A 14172-nucleotide genomic window follows, 5' to 3' on the forward strand; every position below is an offset into this window, starting at 1 on the left:
ACGACGGCAGGCCGGGTTGGACGCGCGGGCGTAGCCAGGCGGTCGCGGTGTTAGCAACCGTGCAGCAGCCTAGTCCGGCCTGCCCACCACCACCTGCGCCGGACTGTGCGTCACATAGCCATTGGCCCAGGAGAACAGGGCACGGACTTTCTGCTGGAATCCGGGCAGCAGGGCAAGGTGCACCGCCAGCCACGAAACGAACGCCAGCGGACCCTGAAGCTGCAGCCGGCGGCGGCCCAGTTCCGCCACTGCTGCGCCGCGTCCCACCATGGCCATGTAGCCCTTGTCCCAGTAGTGGAAGGGCTCGCGGACACCGCCGGTAAGGTCCGCGTAGATGTTGCGGGCCGCCCATTTGCCGGACTGTTGCGCCACGGACCCAAGCTGGGGCAGCTTGTTCCCGTCAGCGTCGGTGATGTTGGCGGAGTCGCCCAGGACGTAGACACCTTCGAGGTCCGGGGCTGTCAGGTCCGGCTGTACGTCCACGCGGCCACCCTTGCCCTGCTTCAGGCCGGCCTCAGTGATTATGCGTCCCGCCTGCAGGCCACCGGCCCACACGACGATCCGCGCGGGGATGACGGTCCCGTCTTTGAGGGTCACGCCGTCAGGGCGGACTTCACCCACGGCAGTACCCATGTGGAGCTGCACGCCCAATTTCGTCAGGCGGTCCCGTGCGTATGCCTGCGATTTCTCCGAAAAAGCTGCAAGCACGTTGGGGACCATGTCCACCAGGTGAACGTGGCAGCGGGCGGCCAGCCCCGGCGAAAAATACTTCGGCACAAGGTACTTCACGTTCTCTGCAAGCGCGCCGGCGGTTTCCACCCCTGTGGGGCCACCGCCCACCACAATCACATCCGCGCCGGCCGAGGGGTCGCGGTCAGCCTCGTCCATCACGGCTGTTATGGCAGCGCTGAGCCTTGTTGCATCTGCCACCGAGTACAGCGGGTAGGCGTGCTCATCAGCGCCGGGGGTGTTGAAGAAATTCGGCACGGCCCCAGTGGCAATGACCAGCGCCTGGGCACGGAAACTGGAGCCGTCTGCGGTAGTGACGGAGCGGTTGGCCGCGTCGATAGCGGTCACCTCCGCCGTCAGAACGCGGACATTGTTGATCCTGCGGAACTCTGACCGGAGCGGCCGGGTGACCGCCGAGACGCCTATCTGGGATGCTGCGACTTGGTAGAGGAGCGGCTGGAACTGCTGGTAATTGTTGGCATCGAGCAGCAACACCCGGACGCCCTTGCGGCCTAACTCCTCCGCCGCCGTCTTTCCGGCAAAACCGCCGCCAACAACGATGACCTGGTATGAATCGTCCATTCGTGCAACATACCCCTCCCGGCGGACGAGCAACAGGGTGCGCCCGCCATAGCGTTGCGGCGGACGTCTTGTTCCGCCAAGGTGGGGAACCTCGGGACGTGCCCTCCAGCCACCTAAGATGGCGGCATGGAAGACGAAGCCCTGGCAGACATTGCAGACAAGCTGTATGCCGGGGCCCTGGACGACTTTGTCGCGGTCCGGGCCGCAGCCGCCAAGGAGGTTGCGGGCCAGGACAAGGGCCTGGCGGCGGCGGTCCGCGGCCTGCCCAAACCGTCCGTGGCCGCCTGGGCCCTGAACATGCTCGCGCGGCACCGGCCGGACGTGCTGGACGGGCTGGGCGAACTTGGGGCGCGCATGCGGGCAGCGCAGGAATCGCTGGATGCCCCCGCCCTCCGGGAGCTGGGCCGTGAGCGACGCACCATGCTGGCTGACGCCGTCGACATCGCCCGGTCCGTTGCCGGGGAGCAGGGCCGCTCGATCAGCGACGCAATGGCCTCCGACGTCGAGGAGACTCTCCGGGCCCTGACCGCAGATGAGGGTGCGGCCAATGCCGTTGGCAGTGGACGGCTGCTGAAAGTCCTGTCCGCCGACGGCGTCAATGACGTCGACCTGGAGGGGGCGGTTGCCCTCCCCGGGCTGCTTCCGGCTCCATCCACCCCGCATGTCGGCGCTCCCCGTCCGGCAGCGACGAGAACAGCACCAAAGGCAGCAGCACCCAAGGCGCCAGCAGGGGAAAAGCGGACGACGGCGGAGCGCGCCACCGAGCCAAAGCCCACCAGACCCCGTCTTGAAGCAGTGCGGCAGACCCCCCGGCCGGCCTCACCGCCCGCGCTGGAAAGGGCGAAGGCCGCCCTGGCCGAAGCCCGGGCGGCGGAAGAGGAGGCAACACGACTCGCCGGAGACCTGCAGGACCAGGAGGAGAAGACGCGGGCGGAAATCGCGGAACTGCAGCAGCAGACGGCTGAGCTGCGGACCCGGCTTAGGGCCGCTGAAGAAAACCTGGAGCGATCGCGCAAGCGGCTTACCGCCACCTCCGCAGAAGCAAAGCAGGCGGCTCGGGCGGCAGACAAAGCCAGCCGGACCGCTGTGCTGGCACAGGAACGCGTGCTCCGACTGGATGCTGACTGAGGGGCGCAGAAATTACCCGGGCGCTCCTCTCCCGCAAGCCGTTCGCGGGACCTACTGTGGAGCTATGGATGCCGCAGCAGCCCATGCCTTTGCGGTTCCGCCCGCAGCAACTCAGCGCCCCACCACGGCCCTCGAAGATTCCATCACCCTCGCCGCCGGTGTCTGGCTCCTCATCGGGACCTATGTGGATGGCTGGGCCCATAACAACCTGCGCAACCTCGAGACCTTCTTCACGCCGTGGCACGCCCTCCTCTACTCAGGTTTTGCTGCCTGCGCCGTGTGGATCGCAGCCTTGACCTGGCGCCGGCACGCGCCGGGGATGCGCTGGGCGGAAGCAGTCCCCGCGGGTTACGGTGCTGCGGCGGCCGGTGTCGCCCTCTTCCTGGCCTCCGGAGTGGGAGACTTCGCGTGGCATTCGGTGCTTGGCATCGAGCAGAACATCAGTGCGCTGTTCAGCCCGTCCCATCTTGGACTGGCAACCGGCGGGTTCCTTATCCTCGGCGCCCCGTTCTCGGCCGCCTGGCAGTCGCCCAGGCGGGCGTGGCAGGATTTGGTGCCTGCAGTGGTCAGCGCCATGCTCGCCGGGATGATTGCGGCGTTCATCCTCCAGGAATTCGCGGTCTTCGCCCGCCACGGGCTCGTTCAGACATACACAAGCGCTGCGGGGTCGCAGGCAGCTGTGACCGGTCCGACGTCGGCGAGCATCATGATCTCGCTGGCATCCTTCTTGGTCTCCACGGTAGTGCTCTTCGTTCCCGTCCTGCTGCTCTCACTGCGGTGGCGCCTTCACCCCGTGGTTCCTGCGGCCATGGTTCTGGTTCCCTCTGCGGCCCTGCAGCTCATGGTGGCACTGCGGGACGCCTGGCTGGTGCCGTTGGCCCTCGCCGGCGCGGTCCTTGTCGGAGTGGTGTGGGTGGTGCTCCGGCCGGCCCCGGACAGGCCGGCACGGCTTATGGCGGCCATGGGACTGGCACCTGTTATGTTTTGGGCCCCCTATTTCGCCGGTGTGGCGCTGCACGACGGGTCGCTCAGCTTTGCCCCGGAGATCTGGGCCGGAACGCTCGTCTGGGCCGGGTTGGGAATGCTTGCACTGGCCGCGCTGGTCTTGAAGGTCCGGGCAGCCGGGGTCCCGGATCCAGCCGCCAACTAACGGCGCCGGCAGGGTAGGTCGCGTGACAAACCGGCGCCTATCCACAACACGCGGGCTTGGTTCCTAAGAATGTCAGACCCCGGTTGCACACTGGATTTATGGAAAACCAAGCTGTCCAGGAATTTCACGTAACGTACTTCGACGCTGACTGCGGCCGGGCCCGGTCGGAGGTCTTCGAGACGCTCGAAGAGGCTGAGCGCTTCGCCTGCAGGTACTGCCACGGCGAGGACAACTGGGCCGTGGTGGACGCCGTCGTTGTGGAGCACGTCCAGGTCGCTGCCTAGGCCGTAGGCCGTGCCGCCCGCTTCGGCGCCCGGCGCCCGGCCGGCTGCGCAGACCCAGCCTGCAAGCACCGGTGGCATTAAAAGCATCAGCCCGTGCTGTCTGGCGATTGCCGGCAGCACGGGCTGACGTTGCTTCGACGGTGGCCGTCAAAATGACAGGCGCCGCCGCGGCGGGTTAGGCGAAGTCGGAGACCGCGGGATCGGCGCCGATGCGGCCTTCGCCGCTGGCGGTGCGGTCCAGGTTGTTGATGGCTTCAACATCCTCGGCGTCCAGTGAGACCTCCAGTGCTGCGAAGTTCTCCTTGATGCGCGACTCGGTCACGGACTTGGGGATGACCACGTTGCCAATGGCAAGGTGCCAGGCGATGACCACCTGGGCGGGGGTGGCCTGGTGCTTGGCAGCGATGGACGCGATGGCGGGGTCGTTCAGCAGCTCGCCACCCTGGCCCAGCGGCGACCATGCCTGGGTCAGGATGCCCTTGGAGGCTCCGAACTCACGCAGTTCACGCTGGTTGAAGTACGGGTGCAGTTCGATCTGGTGGATGGCCGGAACGACGCCCGTTTCGTCGATGATCCGCTGAAGGCCTTCAACGGTGAAGTTGGAGACGCCGATGGACTTGACCCGGCCGCGCTTCTGGAGTTCGATCAGGGCCTTCCAGGTGTCAACGTACTTGTCCTGCTTGGGCTGCATCCAGTGGATGAGGTAGAGGTCCAGCGTTTCGAGGCCGAGCCGGTCCATGGATTCCTCGAAGGCGACGAGGGTGGACTCGTACCCCTGGTCCGCGTTCCACAGCTTGGTGGTGATGAAGATCTGCTCCGGCGACAGGCCGGAGCTGGCGATGGCGCGGCCCACGCCGGCCTCGTTGCCATAGATCTTTGCCGTGTCGATGTGGCGGAAGCCGGCTTCGAACGCCTGGCGGACAACCTTTTCGGCCACGTCGTCCTCAACCTGCCATACGCCGTAGCCAAGCTGGGGAATCGTGTTTCCGTCGTTGAAAGTCAAGGTAGGTGAAAGAGTCATGTTTTCATCCTGCCAAAACGTGGGAGCCGACGCTGCAGAATCCGGCTCTGTCAGCCACCCGCTTAACTGCAAAGTATGCTTCCGAATCGGGAATATTTTGCGGCACCTGCCCAGCTACAACCCGCGAAGCTGCCTCTCGGCGTCGTTTACCTGCTGGAAAACAGCCTCGGCACGGCGCCGGACGGACGCCGCCCCTACCGGGACCGGGCCGACGGCGAGCCGAAGCATGGCGGCAGCCTCCGCCGTGGTTGCCAACGAGTTTCCGGCCTTGGACAGGGAACGGTGCACATCCGAGAGGCCCGCGGGTATGTCCAGACCCTCACTGGGTGCACGCCGCTGCGCCTCCATGCACACTTCCCGGACACGCTGCAGGAGGGCAGCGAGTTCGTTGGCGATCTCCACGAGCTCGGCGTACAGCTGGTCGTCCTCCACGCCCTCAAGCACCTGGTGGAAGCGGTCCAGTCCCCGGTGGAAGCGGTCGTGGGCACGGCGCCACAACCCCTTGCCCAGTTCCGCGTCGTCCTTGCGCCCCTGACGGGCGGCAGTGAAGAAACCCAAGCGGAACCTTAGAGGTACTGACCCGGACCGTGGTCCGGATCTTCACGCGGGCCGGGCCGCGACGGCGCACCGGGGTGGGCCCCGGCCGGAGCCCTTTGCGGCTCACCGTTCTCACCAATCACGACGCCGGGCGCGATCATGGTGCCGGGCGGCAGCTGGCGCAGCTGCATCTGCGCGGCGGCGTGTTCCCGGGCTGCGTTCTGGGCTGCGATGGCGGTCTGGATCCCGTGGAACAGGCCCTCCAGCCAGCCCACCAGCTGGGCCTGGGCGATCCGGAGCTCGGCATCGGAAGGGGTGGCCTCATTGGAGAACGGCAGGTTGATCCTGTCCAGTTCCGCCACGAGCTCGGGCGCAAGCCCGTCCTCCAGCTCCTTGATGGAGCGCGCATGGATGGCCGCCAGCCTGCCCCTCGCAGCGTCGTCCAGCGGCGCGGACTTCACCTCTTCAAGCAGTTGCCGGATCATGGTGCCGATCCGCATCACCTTGGCCGGCTCGTCCACGAGGTCCTGCAGGCTGCTGCCCCGGGGCTTGCCGTCCACGGCGGACGGAACCTGTACCGGGTCCTGGGTGTCGTCAACGGGAGTGCCTTCTACCGGGAGGTCCTCAGGTGCCTGAGTGTCATTGGGATCGCTCATGCGTTCATACTCTCACGGCCCATCGGCCCCCAGGCCCCCGGGAGGCGCTCCGGGGGCCTTGTCCGCTGCGGGCTCAATCAGCAGCACCTGCCCTGCGGATTGCTGTCCTGGCGGTCCGTCCGGTCCCGCCAGAATTCGCGTTCGGTCAGGGGTGCTTCCTGGTGCCCGGCCGCCCGGTGGTGTTCCAGGTACTTGGCGTAGGCATCGGCGCCCATGACGCCGCCCAGGTAGCGGGCGAAGCCGCGGAACCCGCTGGCAACCAGGGTGATGCCGGTGCTCATCAGTGCCCTGCCCGTTCAAGGCGGGCCTCGGCGGGCACTTTCTGCCACTCGGCGGCCAGCTCACGTTCGGCGGTTGTCGGGACCAGCCCGGCCGGCGCGAAGACGCGCGACGGAACAGCCGGGTCCTCGTTGTCGGCGGTGGCCACCCCAGCCGACCGGTCACGGAACGCCTTGACCGTGGCGAGCACCGCCGTCACAATTACGATGATGCTGAGCACCACGAAGATCACGGACAGCCAACCCTGGATGGCGGTGTTTCGGACCACGGCTTCCATGGCAGCGACTGATTTCGCTGTGCCAAACTCCTTCTTGCCGTCGGCCAGGGCCTTGCTGAAGGCAGCGTTGTTGGCGAAGTACCCCACGGCAGGAGTGGAGGAGAATATCTTCTGGTAGCTCGCCGTAATGGTGACCACCGCGGCGAAGGCCAGCGGCAGGGCCACGATCCAGAGGTACTTGAAGGTTCCGCGCTTGGCGACGATGGCCAGGCACACGGCCAGCGCAATGGCGGCCAGCAGCTGGTTGGCGATGCCGAACAGCGGGAACAGGGTGTTGATGCCGCCCAGCGGATCGGTGACGCCCATCAGCAGCACCGCACCCCAGGCAAGCACCATGACGGCAGTGCAGAGCCAGGCGCCCGGCCGCCAGGAGGCTTCCTTGAACTTGGGGACGAAGTTGCCAATGGAGTCCTGCAGCATGAAGCGGGCAACGCGGGTGCCGGCGTCCACCGCGGTGAGGATGAAAAGGGCCTCGAACATAATTGCGAAGTGGTACCAAAACGCCATCATGGCTGTCCCGCCGATGAACTGCTGCATGATGTGCGCCAGGCCGACCGCCAGGGTCGGAGCACCACCGGAGCGGGACACAATGCTCTGCTCCCCGACGTCTTGGGCGGTCTGCGCCAGGAGGTCCGGCGTGATGTTGACTCCGGCCAGGCCGAGGCTGTTGACCCACTGCGCGGCTGTCTCCACCGTGCCGCCTGTCAGGGCGGTGGGGGCATTCATCGCAAAGTAGATGCCGCGGTCAATCGAAATGGCCGCCACCAGGGCCATGATGGCGACGAAGGATTCCATCAGCATTCCGCCGTAGCCGATGAAGCGGGTCTGGCGTTCCTTCTCGATCAACTTGGGTGTGGTGCCCGAGGAGATCAGCGCGTGGAAGCCCGAGAGCGCACCGCAGGCGATGGTGACGAACAGGAAGGGGAACAGGGCACCGGAGAACACAGGTCCGTTCTCGCGGGAGGCGAACTCGCTGAAGGCCGGGACGGTGATTTCGGGGCGGACCACGATGATGGCCAGCGCCAGCATGACGATTACGCCGATCTTCATGAAGGTGGAGAGGTAGTCGCGGGGGGCCAGGAGCAGCCACACCGGCAGGATCGCGGCGATGAAGCCGTAGATGATCAGGCCCCAGGCGATGGTCACCTTGTCCAGGTGGAAGAACGCCGCGCCCCATTCGGTGCCGGCCACGGCACCGCCGCCGATGATGGCAGCCATCAGCAGGACGAAGCCAATGATGGAGACTTCCATGACCTTGCCCGGGCGCAGGTAGCGGAGGTAGACGCCCATGAAGAGGGCGATGGGGATGGTCATGCCCACGGAGAACACGCCCCACGGGCTTTCGCCCAAAGCGTTGACGACGACGAGCGCCAGGATGGCCACGATGATCACCATGATGAGCAGGGTGGCGATGAGGGCGGCCGTGCCGCCGATGATGCCGAGTTCCTCGCGCGCCATCTGGCCGAGGGAACGGCCGCCGCGGCGCATCGAGAAGAAGAGCACCAGGTAGTCCTGCACGGCTCCCGCGAGGACCACCCCGATGATGATCCAGATGGTGCCGGGAAGGTAGCCCATCTGGGCCGCGATGACCGGTCCCACCAGTGGGCCGGCGCCGGCGATGGCGGCGAAGTGGTGGCCGAACAGCACGTTCCGGTCAGTACGGACGTAGTCCTTGCCGTCAGCCTTGTACTCGGCAGGGGTGGCACGGCGGTCATCAGGCTTGGTGATGTAGCGTTCGATCACCTTGGAGTAGAAGCGGTACCCGATCAGGTAGGTGCACACAGAAGCGAAGACGAACCAGATGGCGTTGACGGTCTCACCGCGCACGATCGCCAACATGAACCAGGCCACGCCGCCCAGCAAAGCTATCGTGGCCCAGAGCGCGATCTTCGCCGGAGTCCATTTCCGGTCCTCGGCCTCGAGCCGTGCCTCATCGACGGCGGGCGGGGGAAGATCCGGGTCTGTGGCCAGTCCGCCCACCGCCCGGGATCCGTTCTTCCGCTGGTCAGGCACTCCGGCCATGTCTCCTCCTTGAGAGTTTTCACACTTTTCCTACTGGGCACCCTACCAACGCAGATCCCCGCACCAGGGGCCGACGGCGGCGCGGCGCCGGCCCATGCGGTGAACGGCAGCGACGCGGCGACGAACGAGGGGCGAAAACTCTTCCGGCTAGGCCAGGCTGCGCCGGGACAAGGGCAGGCCGGAAGGGGTAAAGGTCCAGGCAAGTACCGCGCCCGTTACCGGTACGGCCATCACGAGGGCCAGGAGGTGCAGCCACGGAATCTCCACCGCCGTCCGCATGTCCGTGGACAGGACCAGCAGGAGCGCGGGCACCATCCCGGCCAGCGCTCCCAGCACAGCGCCGACGCCGCTGGTGAACAGCGCCTGGGAACCTGCCAGTGCCCTGCGCAGCCGAGGTGATGCGCCCACCCCGGCAAGGGTGGCATGGTCCGTACGGGCATCGGCCAGGGAGAGGCCGGTGGTGATGCCCGCTGCGCTGAACGTGATGAGGGCCGCCGCGGCCACAATGGACCAGGTCATCCACTGGCTGCCCTGCGAAATGCCTTGCTCGGCCCGGAAGTCCATGCCGGGTTGCCGGTAGACGGCCGCGATGGCAGCGGAGGCTGCATCCGCCTCAGCCTCCGACGGATACTTCGCCAGTTGAACCAGCAGTCCGGCGGGTTCTGCGTGGAGCTCCAGGCGTGCGGCGGTCGCCGGCGAGACAACGCCGAAGTAAGGGACCGGGACCACCGGCTCGAGCACCGCTGCGGCCAGGGAGGCGCTCCTCACCGTCGAGGGCATCGTCCCCGGCCCTGCGGGTCCGGCACCCTGCCTCCTCACATCTTTCCCCTCCAGCAGGACCGTTCCATCATCGACGAAGACGGGGTTGGTCACCACCATCCCACCGGCGTCCAGCACCGCCAAGGACTCCGCAGAGGGGTCGCGGCCCAGTGCTGCCAGGATGTCGTCCGCGCCGCCCACCAGGATTGCGCGCCCGGAGGGCTGTTCATTGACCATGGAACCGCGGCACCGCCAGTCGGCCGGATCCACCACCCGTCCCTTGGGCGTCGTAGGGCACTCGTTGGCCTGTGGCCGGGCAAGCGAAAACACGAGGCAGTTAGAGGTATCCGTCAGTGCCGGCAGGCCTGGATCGGCGGGACCCTCGGGGCAGTTCCGCAGGCCTGCCGGAGCGGTCAAGGGGTGGGTCCACTCCACCGTGCCCAGGGCATCAGCCACCGCTGCCGAGAGCACCCCGGCGTCGATGTCGACCGGGGGCCGCATGCTGCCATCAGCAGCGAGGGGCTGATCCCCCGTGAGCGGCAGGTACGCCTGGTTTTCCAACGCGCCCCAGTAATGCGAGTCCCGCAGTCCCGCCTGCTGGCTGGCTGACAGCACCAGGGCGGCGCTTGCCAGGGTGGCTGCCGCCAGCACTGCCGCTACCGCCGGCACACTGCGGCCGCGGTTCCGCGCAGAGTCCCGTGCCGCCATCCGGAGGGAGAGGGACAGCCAGTGCGTCCGGGACGTCAGCCGGACGATCAGCCATCCGGTCAGCATGACCAGGCCCGCCACTGCGGTCACCGCCCCCGCGATCAGCAGGGTGACCACCACCGGCAGTTGCTCCGCCCGCTGGTCGGGATCGTTCGTGGAACCGCTGAGAAGCCAGCCTGCCGCCAACAGCCCTGCGGCAAGTGCCAGTGCGACGACGCCGGCCACGGTGGTGCGGCGCCCCGTGGGCGCTGGCGCCCGCCCGGATTTGAGCGCACCCAGCACGGCCTGCCGCGACACCTGGCGCGCCGGGACCAATGCTGCCAGCACGCAGGCGCCCAAGCCCATGGCCATGGCCATGGCGGTCAGGAGGAGGTCCGGGTGCAGGCCGGCGAGCCGGGCGGAACCGGTGGAACGGACCACGTGGACGACGGCGGCGGCCCCCAGCCCCGCCGCGGCTCCCAGGGCCACGGCCAGGCTGCCAAGCCACAGTCCACCGGCAGTGACGACGGCTCCGATGGTGGAAGTATCCGCTCCCGAGGATGCCAGCAGTGCCAGCTCACGTACCTGGCGCTTGGCGCCGACGGCGAAGGCGGCACCGGCAAGCAGACCCACCTCCATCAGTGCGAGCGCACCGACCAGGCCGAAAGTGGCATAGACGGTCACCAGCAAAGGGGTGTTGTCGTGCAGCTGCGCACCTGGAACTGTGCGCTGGTCGACGGACGGCGGGTCCAGCACCACACTGCGGGAGAGCACGCCAACGCCTTTGCTGTTGGCCTCTTTGACCTGCTGCCAGGTGACCGGTCCGGGGCCCACCAGGTAGTAAGTTACGGACTGGCGGCTCAGCGGTCCCCGGGCAAAGTCGGCGGGGACCTGGCCTGCCCGCAGGTAGAGGAAGCTGTTGCCGTCCGAGGCCGCGGCATCGCGAATGGTGCCGACGGGCACGAAAGTTCCTGCCGACGTCGCCAGTGGGTCGCCGAACGCCAGGTGGAACCGCTTCATCAGCCCGGGCGACACCAGCACCTCTGTCCCGTCGCGCGGCGCCCGCCCGTCGAGAAGCGTGAATTTGCCGGCGAAGGCCGGGTTGAGGGCGTCCACCTCGCGGCCCTGCAATGAAACGAGGGCCTCGCCCACACCCGTGGTCAGCTGCAGCTGGCGCTGCGGCAGGACGTCGTAGCCTGCCGGGATCACCTCCCGGGGGTCGGTCCGCTGGAAATCCGGGTCGAATCGGCCGGAGCTGGAAGCGATGACGCCGTCATTGAGTGGGTCCTGCAGGGAGTCCGCGCTGGGAACCGGCAGGACACTGAACCTTGCTTGGGTGTTGCCCAGTTCGTACCGGACAATTTCGCCGGGCGTGCGCTGGGAGCTCTGGTAGAGGGTGGCGGCGCCGGTCATGCCGGCCACGGGCAGCATGATCAGCAGGACGATCAGGAGCGAGCGCCCCTTGTGGCGGGCGATGTCGCGGCGGGCCAGCCGCAAGGCAACCCGGCGGCCGCTCCGGCGGCCCTGCGGGGCGGGAGCGAGGTCAAGCTGCATTAGAGTCCGGCCTGCGTCAGCAGCATCGTGGGGTCGTGCATGGCTGCCGCCTGGTCGATGATGCGTCCGTCGCGCAGGAAGACCACCCGGTCTGCCCAGGCGGCGTGCCGGGCCTCGTGGGTGACGAGCATGACGGCGGCCCCGGCGTCGGCCCTGGCGCGCAGCACCTCCATGACCCCCTGTCCCGTTGTCGAATCCAGCGCACCGGTGGGCTCGTCCGCCAGGATCAGCCGCCGTTTGCCCACGATGGCCCGGGCGATGGCCACGCGCTGCTGCTGGCCGCCGGACATCTGGTCCATGAAACGGTGCGTGAGTTCCGGGATGCCCACCTGCCGGAGCGCATCGGCGGCTTGCCGGTGCGCCTTCCTCGCGGATGTTCCGTCCAGCTCCAGCGGCAGCGCCACGTTTTCGCCGGCAGTCAACGTGGGGACCAGGTTGAAGTCCTGGAAAACGTAGCCGACTGCGCGGCGGCGCAGGCGGGCCAGTTCGTTCAAGCCCAGCCCCGCCAGGGGCGTGGACTCGACGAAGACCGCCCCCGACGTCGGCCGGTCCAGTCCGCCGGCAAGGGCCAGGAGCGAGGACTTGCCGGAGCCCGACGGCCCCATCACTGCGACGAACTCCCCCGCGCAGATGGTGAGGTCGACGCCGCGGAGGGCTGCGACCGCCGTCGCGCCTTCCCCGAAGGTCCTGCCAACCTTGGCGAGTTCAAGGACCTGCTGCGGCCCCTGCACGCTCACCGGCGGCTGTCCGCGCTGAGCGGGGCGTCTTCCGTGGCCCCGTTGGACGTCTTCCGGGCCGGCCCCGTCGCGGCGGCTTGCGCCTGCTGGACCATCCTGGCTTCACAGAGGTCAAGCCAGCGGACTTCCGCTTCGGTCTGGAAGATCAGGGAGTCCAGCACCAGGAGCCAGGCGGTATCCGTGGCCCGCTGGTTCGCTGCCGTGTCGCGCCGAGCCTTGGTGTAGTCCTGCAGGGCCCTGATAGACGCCACCCGCTGGGCCTGGATGATGGCCTGCACGTCGACCCCGGGCAGGGTGACGGCGAGCGCGAGCTTAATGGCGAGCTCATTGCGGGGCGGGTTGTTCCGCTCCACGGGGGCAGCGAACCAGCTCCGCACCTCCGCTTTGCCGGCAGGGGTGATGCTGTACACCACATGGCCCTCGCCGTCGTCGCCTTCCTTGGCCACCAGGGAGTCGCGTTCCAGCCGGTCCAGGGTTGTGTACACCTGGCCGATATTCAGGGGCCACGTGGCTCCGGTACGGTTCTCGAACTCGACCCGCAGCTGGTAGCCGTAACGCGGCTGGTCCTGCAGCAGGGCGAGGAGGCTGTGGCGAATGGACATTTTGCTCCCCCGGGCTAGTCACTGTCGGTATGCACAGGCCCCCAAGACCTGTGCATACCGCGTATGGTCAGCCTAACGCCTGGATAGTCCGGATGCAATACCGGGTATGCAATGAGCTGCTACATGACCAGGAGGACCTTGCCGACGTGGTCGCCGCTGTCGAAGTAGCGGTGGGCCGCACCTGCTTGGTCCATGGGGAAGGTTTTGGCGACGAGCGGGCGGATCCTGCCGTCGGCCACCAGCGGCCACACAGCGTCGCGCACGGCGGTCATGATGGCGCCTTTTTCCGCTACCGGCCTTGGCCGCAGGGCGGTGGCCACCACGGCAGCCCGCTTCTTCAGCAGCAGCCCCAGGTCCAACTCGCCCTTGGCCCCGCCCTGAAGGCCGATCACCACCAGGCGGCCGTAATCAGCCAGGGCATCAACATTCTGCTGGAGGTATTTGGCCCCCACCACATCCAGAATGACATCCGCGCCCTTGCCCTCGTTTTGGCGCCGAAGGCTCTCCGGGAAGTCTTCCTCTTTGTAGTTGATGGCGATGTCCGCGCCGAGGAACGCCTTGGCAGTGCTGACCTTTTCGTCGGTGCCGGCCGTCGTGGCCACCCGGGCGCCAAATGCCTTGGCCAACTGGATGGCCATGGTGCCGATCCCGCCGGTGGCGCCATGGATGAGGACGGTTTCGCCCGGCTGCAGCTGCGCCGTCATGATCAGGTTGGAGTAGACGGTGGCGGCCACCTCGGGGAGGGCTGCCGCGGTGACCAGATCCACTCCCTCAGGCACCCGCAGCACCTGCTCGGCCGGGACGGCCACCTGCTGCGCGTAGCCGCCGCCGGCCAGCAGAGCCACCACTTTGTCCCCCAGCGAGAAGGGCTTGCTGACGCCGGGGCCGAAACCGGCGATCCTGCCGGAAACCTCCAGGCCGGGAACCTCGGAAGCGCCGGGCGGCGGCGGGTAGAACCCCCGGCGCTGCTGCACGTCGGCCCGGTTGAGTCCGGCCGCCACCACATCAATCAGGACTTCACCCTGGCCGGGGACCGGGGCATCCACGTCCCGGACTTCCAGCACCTCCGGGCCGCCCGGCTCCAAAATGTAGACGGCTTTCATGGACCTCTCCCGTTCCTGACTCAAATTCCTGGCTGCAACCAGTGTGCACCGGGCACCTTCCCCGA

The 14172-nt window shown here is 67.5% G+C and carries 13 protein-coding genes; 3 read left to right on the plus strand and 10 right to left on the minus strand.

Annotated features, from left to right (window positions below; all coding sequences use genetic code 11):
- Positions 1-69: 69 nt before the first annotated feature.
- Complete coding sequence (locus QF031_RS16655) at positions 70-1311, minus strand: NAD(P)/FAD-dependent oxidoreductase (protein WP_307430640.1); 1242 nt, start codon at positions 1309-1311, stop codon at positions 70-72.
- 126 nt (positions 1312-1437) lie between these two features.
- Between QF031_RS16655 and QF031_RS16660 the strand changes: the two genes are divergently transcribed.
- The 3 genes from QF031_RS16660 (at position 1438) to QF031_RS16670 (ending at position 3873) form a co-directional block, all read left to right on the plus strand.
- Positions 1438-2439, plus strand: a complete 1002-nt coding sequence (locus QF031_RS16660; protein WP_307430642.1) for a hypothetical protein — start codon at positions 1438-1440, stop codon at positions 2437-2439.
- A 64-nt stretch (positions 2440-2503) separates the two neighbouring features.
- Positions 2504-3589, plus strand: a complete 1086-nt coding sequence (locus QF031_RS16665; protein WP_307430644.1) for a hypothetical protein — start codon at positions 2504-2506, stop codon at positions 3587-3589.
- A gap of 98 nt (positions 3590-3687) precedes the next feature.
- Complete coding sequence (locus tag QF031_RS16670; RefSeq protein WP_307430646.1) at positions 3688-3873, plus strand: hypothetical protein; 186 nt, start codon at positions 3688-3690, stop codon at positions 3871-3873.
- Between the two features lie 175 nt (positions 3874-4048).
- On the opposite strand, the gene QF031_RS16675 is transcribed toward QF031_RS16670, so the two are convergent.
- The 9 genes from QF031_RS16675 to QF031_RS16715 all read right to left on the minus strand — a co-directional run bounded on the left by QF031_RS16675 (position 4049) and on the right by QF031_RS16715 (position 14107).
- Positions 4049-4894, minus strand: a complete 846-nt coding sequence (locus QF031_RS16675) for an aldo/keto reductase (protein ID WP_307430649.1) — start codon at positions 4892-4894, stop codon at positions 4049-4051.
- 114 nt (positions 4895-5008) lie between these two features.
- Entirely contained in the window at positions 5009-5452 is a 444-nt protein-coding gene (locus QF031_RS16680; RefSeq protein ID WP_307430652.1) for a hypothetical protein, read from the minus strand.
- A gap of 8 nt (positions 5453-5460) precedes the next feature.
- Positions 5461-6087 carry a bacterial proteasome activator family protein gene (locus QF031_RS16685; protein WP_307430655.1) on the minus strand — a complete coding sequence of 209 codons (627 nt, stop codon included), beginning with the start codon at positions 6085-6087 and terminating at the stop codon, positions 5461-5463.
- A gap of 77 nt (positions 6088-6164) precedes the next feature.
- Positions 6165-6368 carry a YbdD/YjiX family protein gene (locus QF031_RS16690; protein WP_307430658.1) on the minus strand — a complete coding sequence of 68 codons (204 nt, stop codon included), beginning with the start codon at positions 6366-6368 and terminating at the stop codon, positions 6165-6167.
- On the minus strand, positions 6368-8665 hold the full coding sequence (locus QF031_RS16695) for a carbon starvation CstA family protein (RefSeq protein ID WP_307430663.1): 2298 nt from the start codon (positions 8663-8665) through the stop codon (positions 6368-6370). The genes QF031_RS16690 and QF031_RS16695 overlap by 1 nt, the downstream gene beginning before the upstream one ends.
- A 147-nt stretch (positions 8666-8812) precedes the next feature.
- Positions 8813-11665, minus strand: a complete 2853-nt coding sequence (locus tag QF031_RS16700) for an FtsX-like permease family protein (RefSeq protein ID WP_307430666.1) — start codon at positions 11663-11665, stop codon at positions 8813-8815.
- A complete protein-coding gene (locus QF031_RS16705) occupies positions 11665-12402 on the minus strand; it encodes an ABC transporter ATP-binding protein (protein WP_307430669.1) in 738 nt (245 codons plus the stop codon). The genes QF031_RS16700 and QF031_RS16705 overlap by 1 nt, the downstream gene beginning before the upstream one ends.
- Positions 12399-13004, minus strand: a complete 606-nt coding sequence (locus QF031_RS16710; protein WP_307430672.1) for a PadR family transcriptional regulator — start codon at positions 13002-13004, stop codon at positions 12399-12401. The genes QF031_RS16705 and QF031_RS16710 overlap by 4 nt, the downstream gene beginning before the upstream one ends.
- A 119-nt stretch (positions 13005-13123) precedes the next feature.
- Entirely contained in the window at positions 13124-14107 is a 984-nt protein-coding gene (locus QF031_RS16715) for an NAD(P)H-quinone oxidoreductase (protein ID WP_307430675.1), read from the minus strand.
- Positions 14108-14172 lie beyond the last annotated feature (65 nt).

This window comes from Pseudarthrobacter defluvii, from assembly GCF_030816725.1.
Classification (GTDB): Bacteria; Actinomycetota; Actinomycetes; order Actinomycetales; family Micrococcaceae; genus Arthrobacter; species Arthrobacter defluvii_A.

Coding starts and splice junctions, on each gene's coding strand:
- QF031_RS16655 (WP_307430640.1), bottom strand. CDS start 1,311: ATGGACGATTCATACCAGGTCATCGTTGTTGGCGGCGGTTTTGCCGGA.
- QF031_RS16660 (WP_307430642.1), top strand. CDS start 1,438: ATGGAAGACGAAGCCCTGGCAGACATTGCAGACAAGCTGTATGCCGGG.
- QF031_RS16665 (WP_307430644.1), top strand. CDS start 2,504: ATGGATGCCGCAGCAGCCCATGCCTTTGCGGTTCCGCCCGCAGCAACT.
- QF031_RS16670 (WP_307430646.1), top strand. CDS start 3,688: ATGGAAAACCAAGCTGTCCAGGAATTTCACGTAACGTACTTCGACGCT.
- QF031_RS16675 (WP_307430649.1), bottom strand. CDS start 4,894: ATGACTCTTTCACCTACCTTGACTTTCAACGACGGAAACACGATTCCC.
- QF031_RS16685 (WP_307430655.1), bottom strand. CDS start 6,087: ATGAGCGATCCCAATGACACTCAGGCACCTGAGGACCTCCCGGTAGAA.
- QF031_RS16690 (WP_307430658.1), bottom strand. CDS start 6,368: ATGAGCACCGGCATCACCCTGGTTGCCAGCGGGTTCCGCGGCTTCGCC.
- QF031_RS16695 (WP_307430663.1), bottom strand. CDS start 8,665: ATGGCCGGAGTGCCTGACCAGCGGAAGAACGGATCCCGGGCGGTGGGC.
- QF031_RS16700 (WP_307430666.1), bottom strand. CDS start 11,665: ATGCAGCTTGACCTCGCTCCCGCCCCGCAGGGCCGCCGGAGCGGCCGC.
- QF031_RS16710 (WP_307430672.1), bottom strand. CDS start 13,004: ATGTCCATTCGCCACAGCCTCCTCGCCCTGCTGCAGGACCAGCCGCGT.
- QF031_RS16715 (WP_307430675.1), bottom strand. CDS start 14,107: ATGAAAGCCGTCTACATTTTGGAGCCGGGCGGCCCGGAGGTGCTGGAA.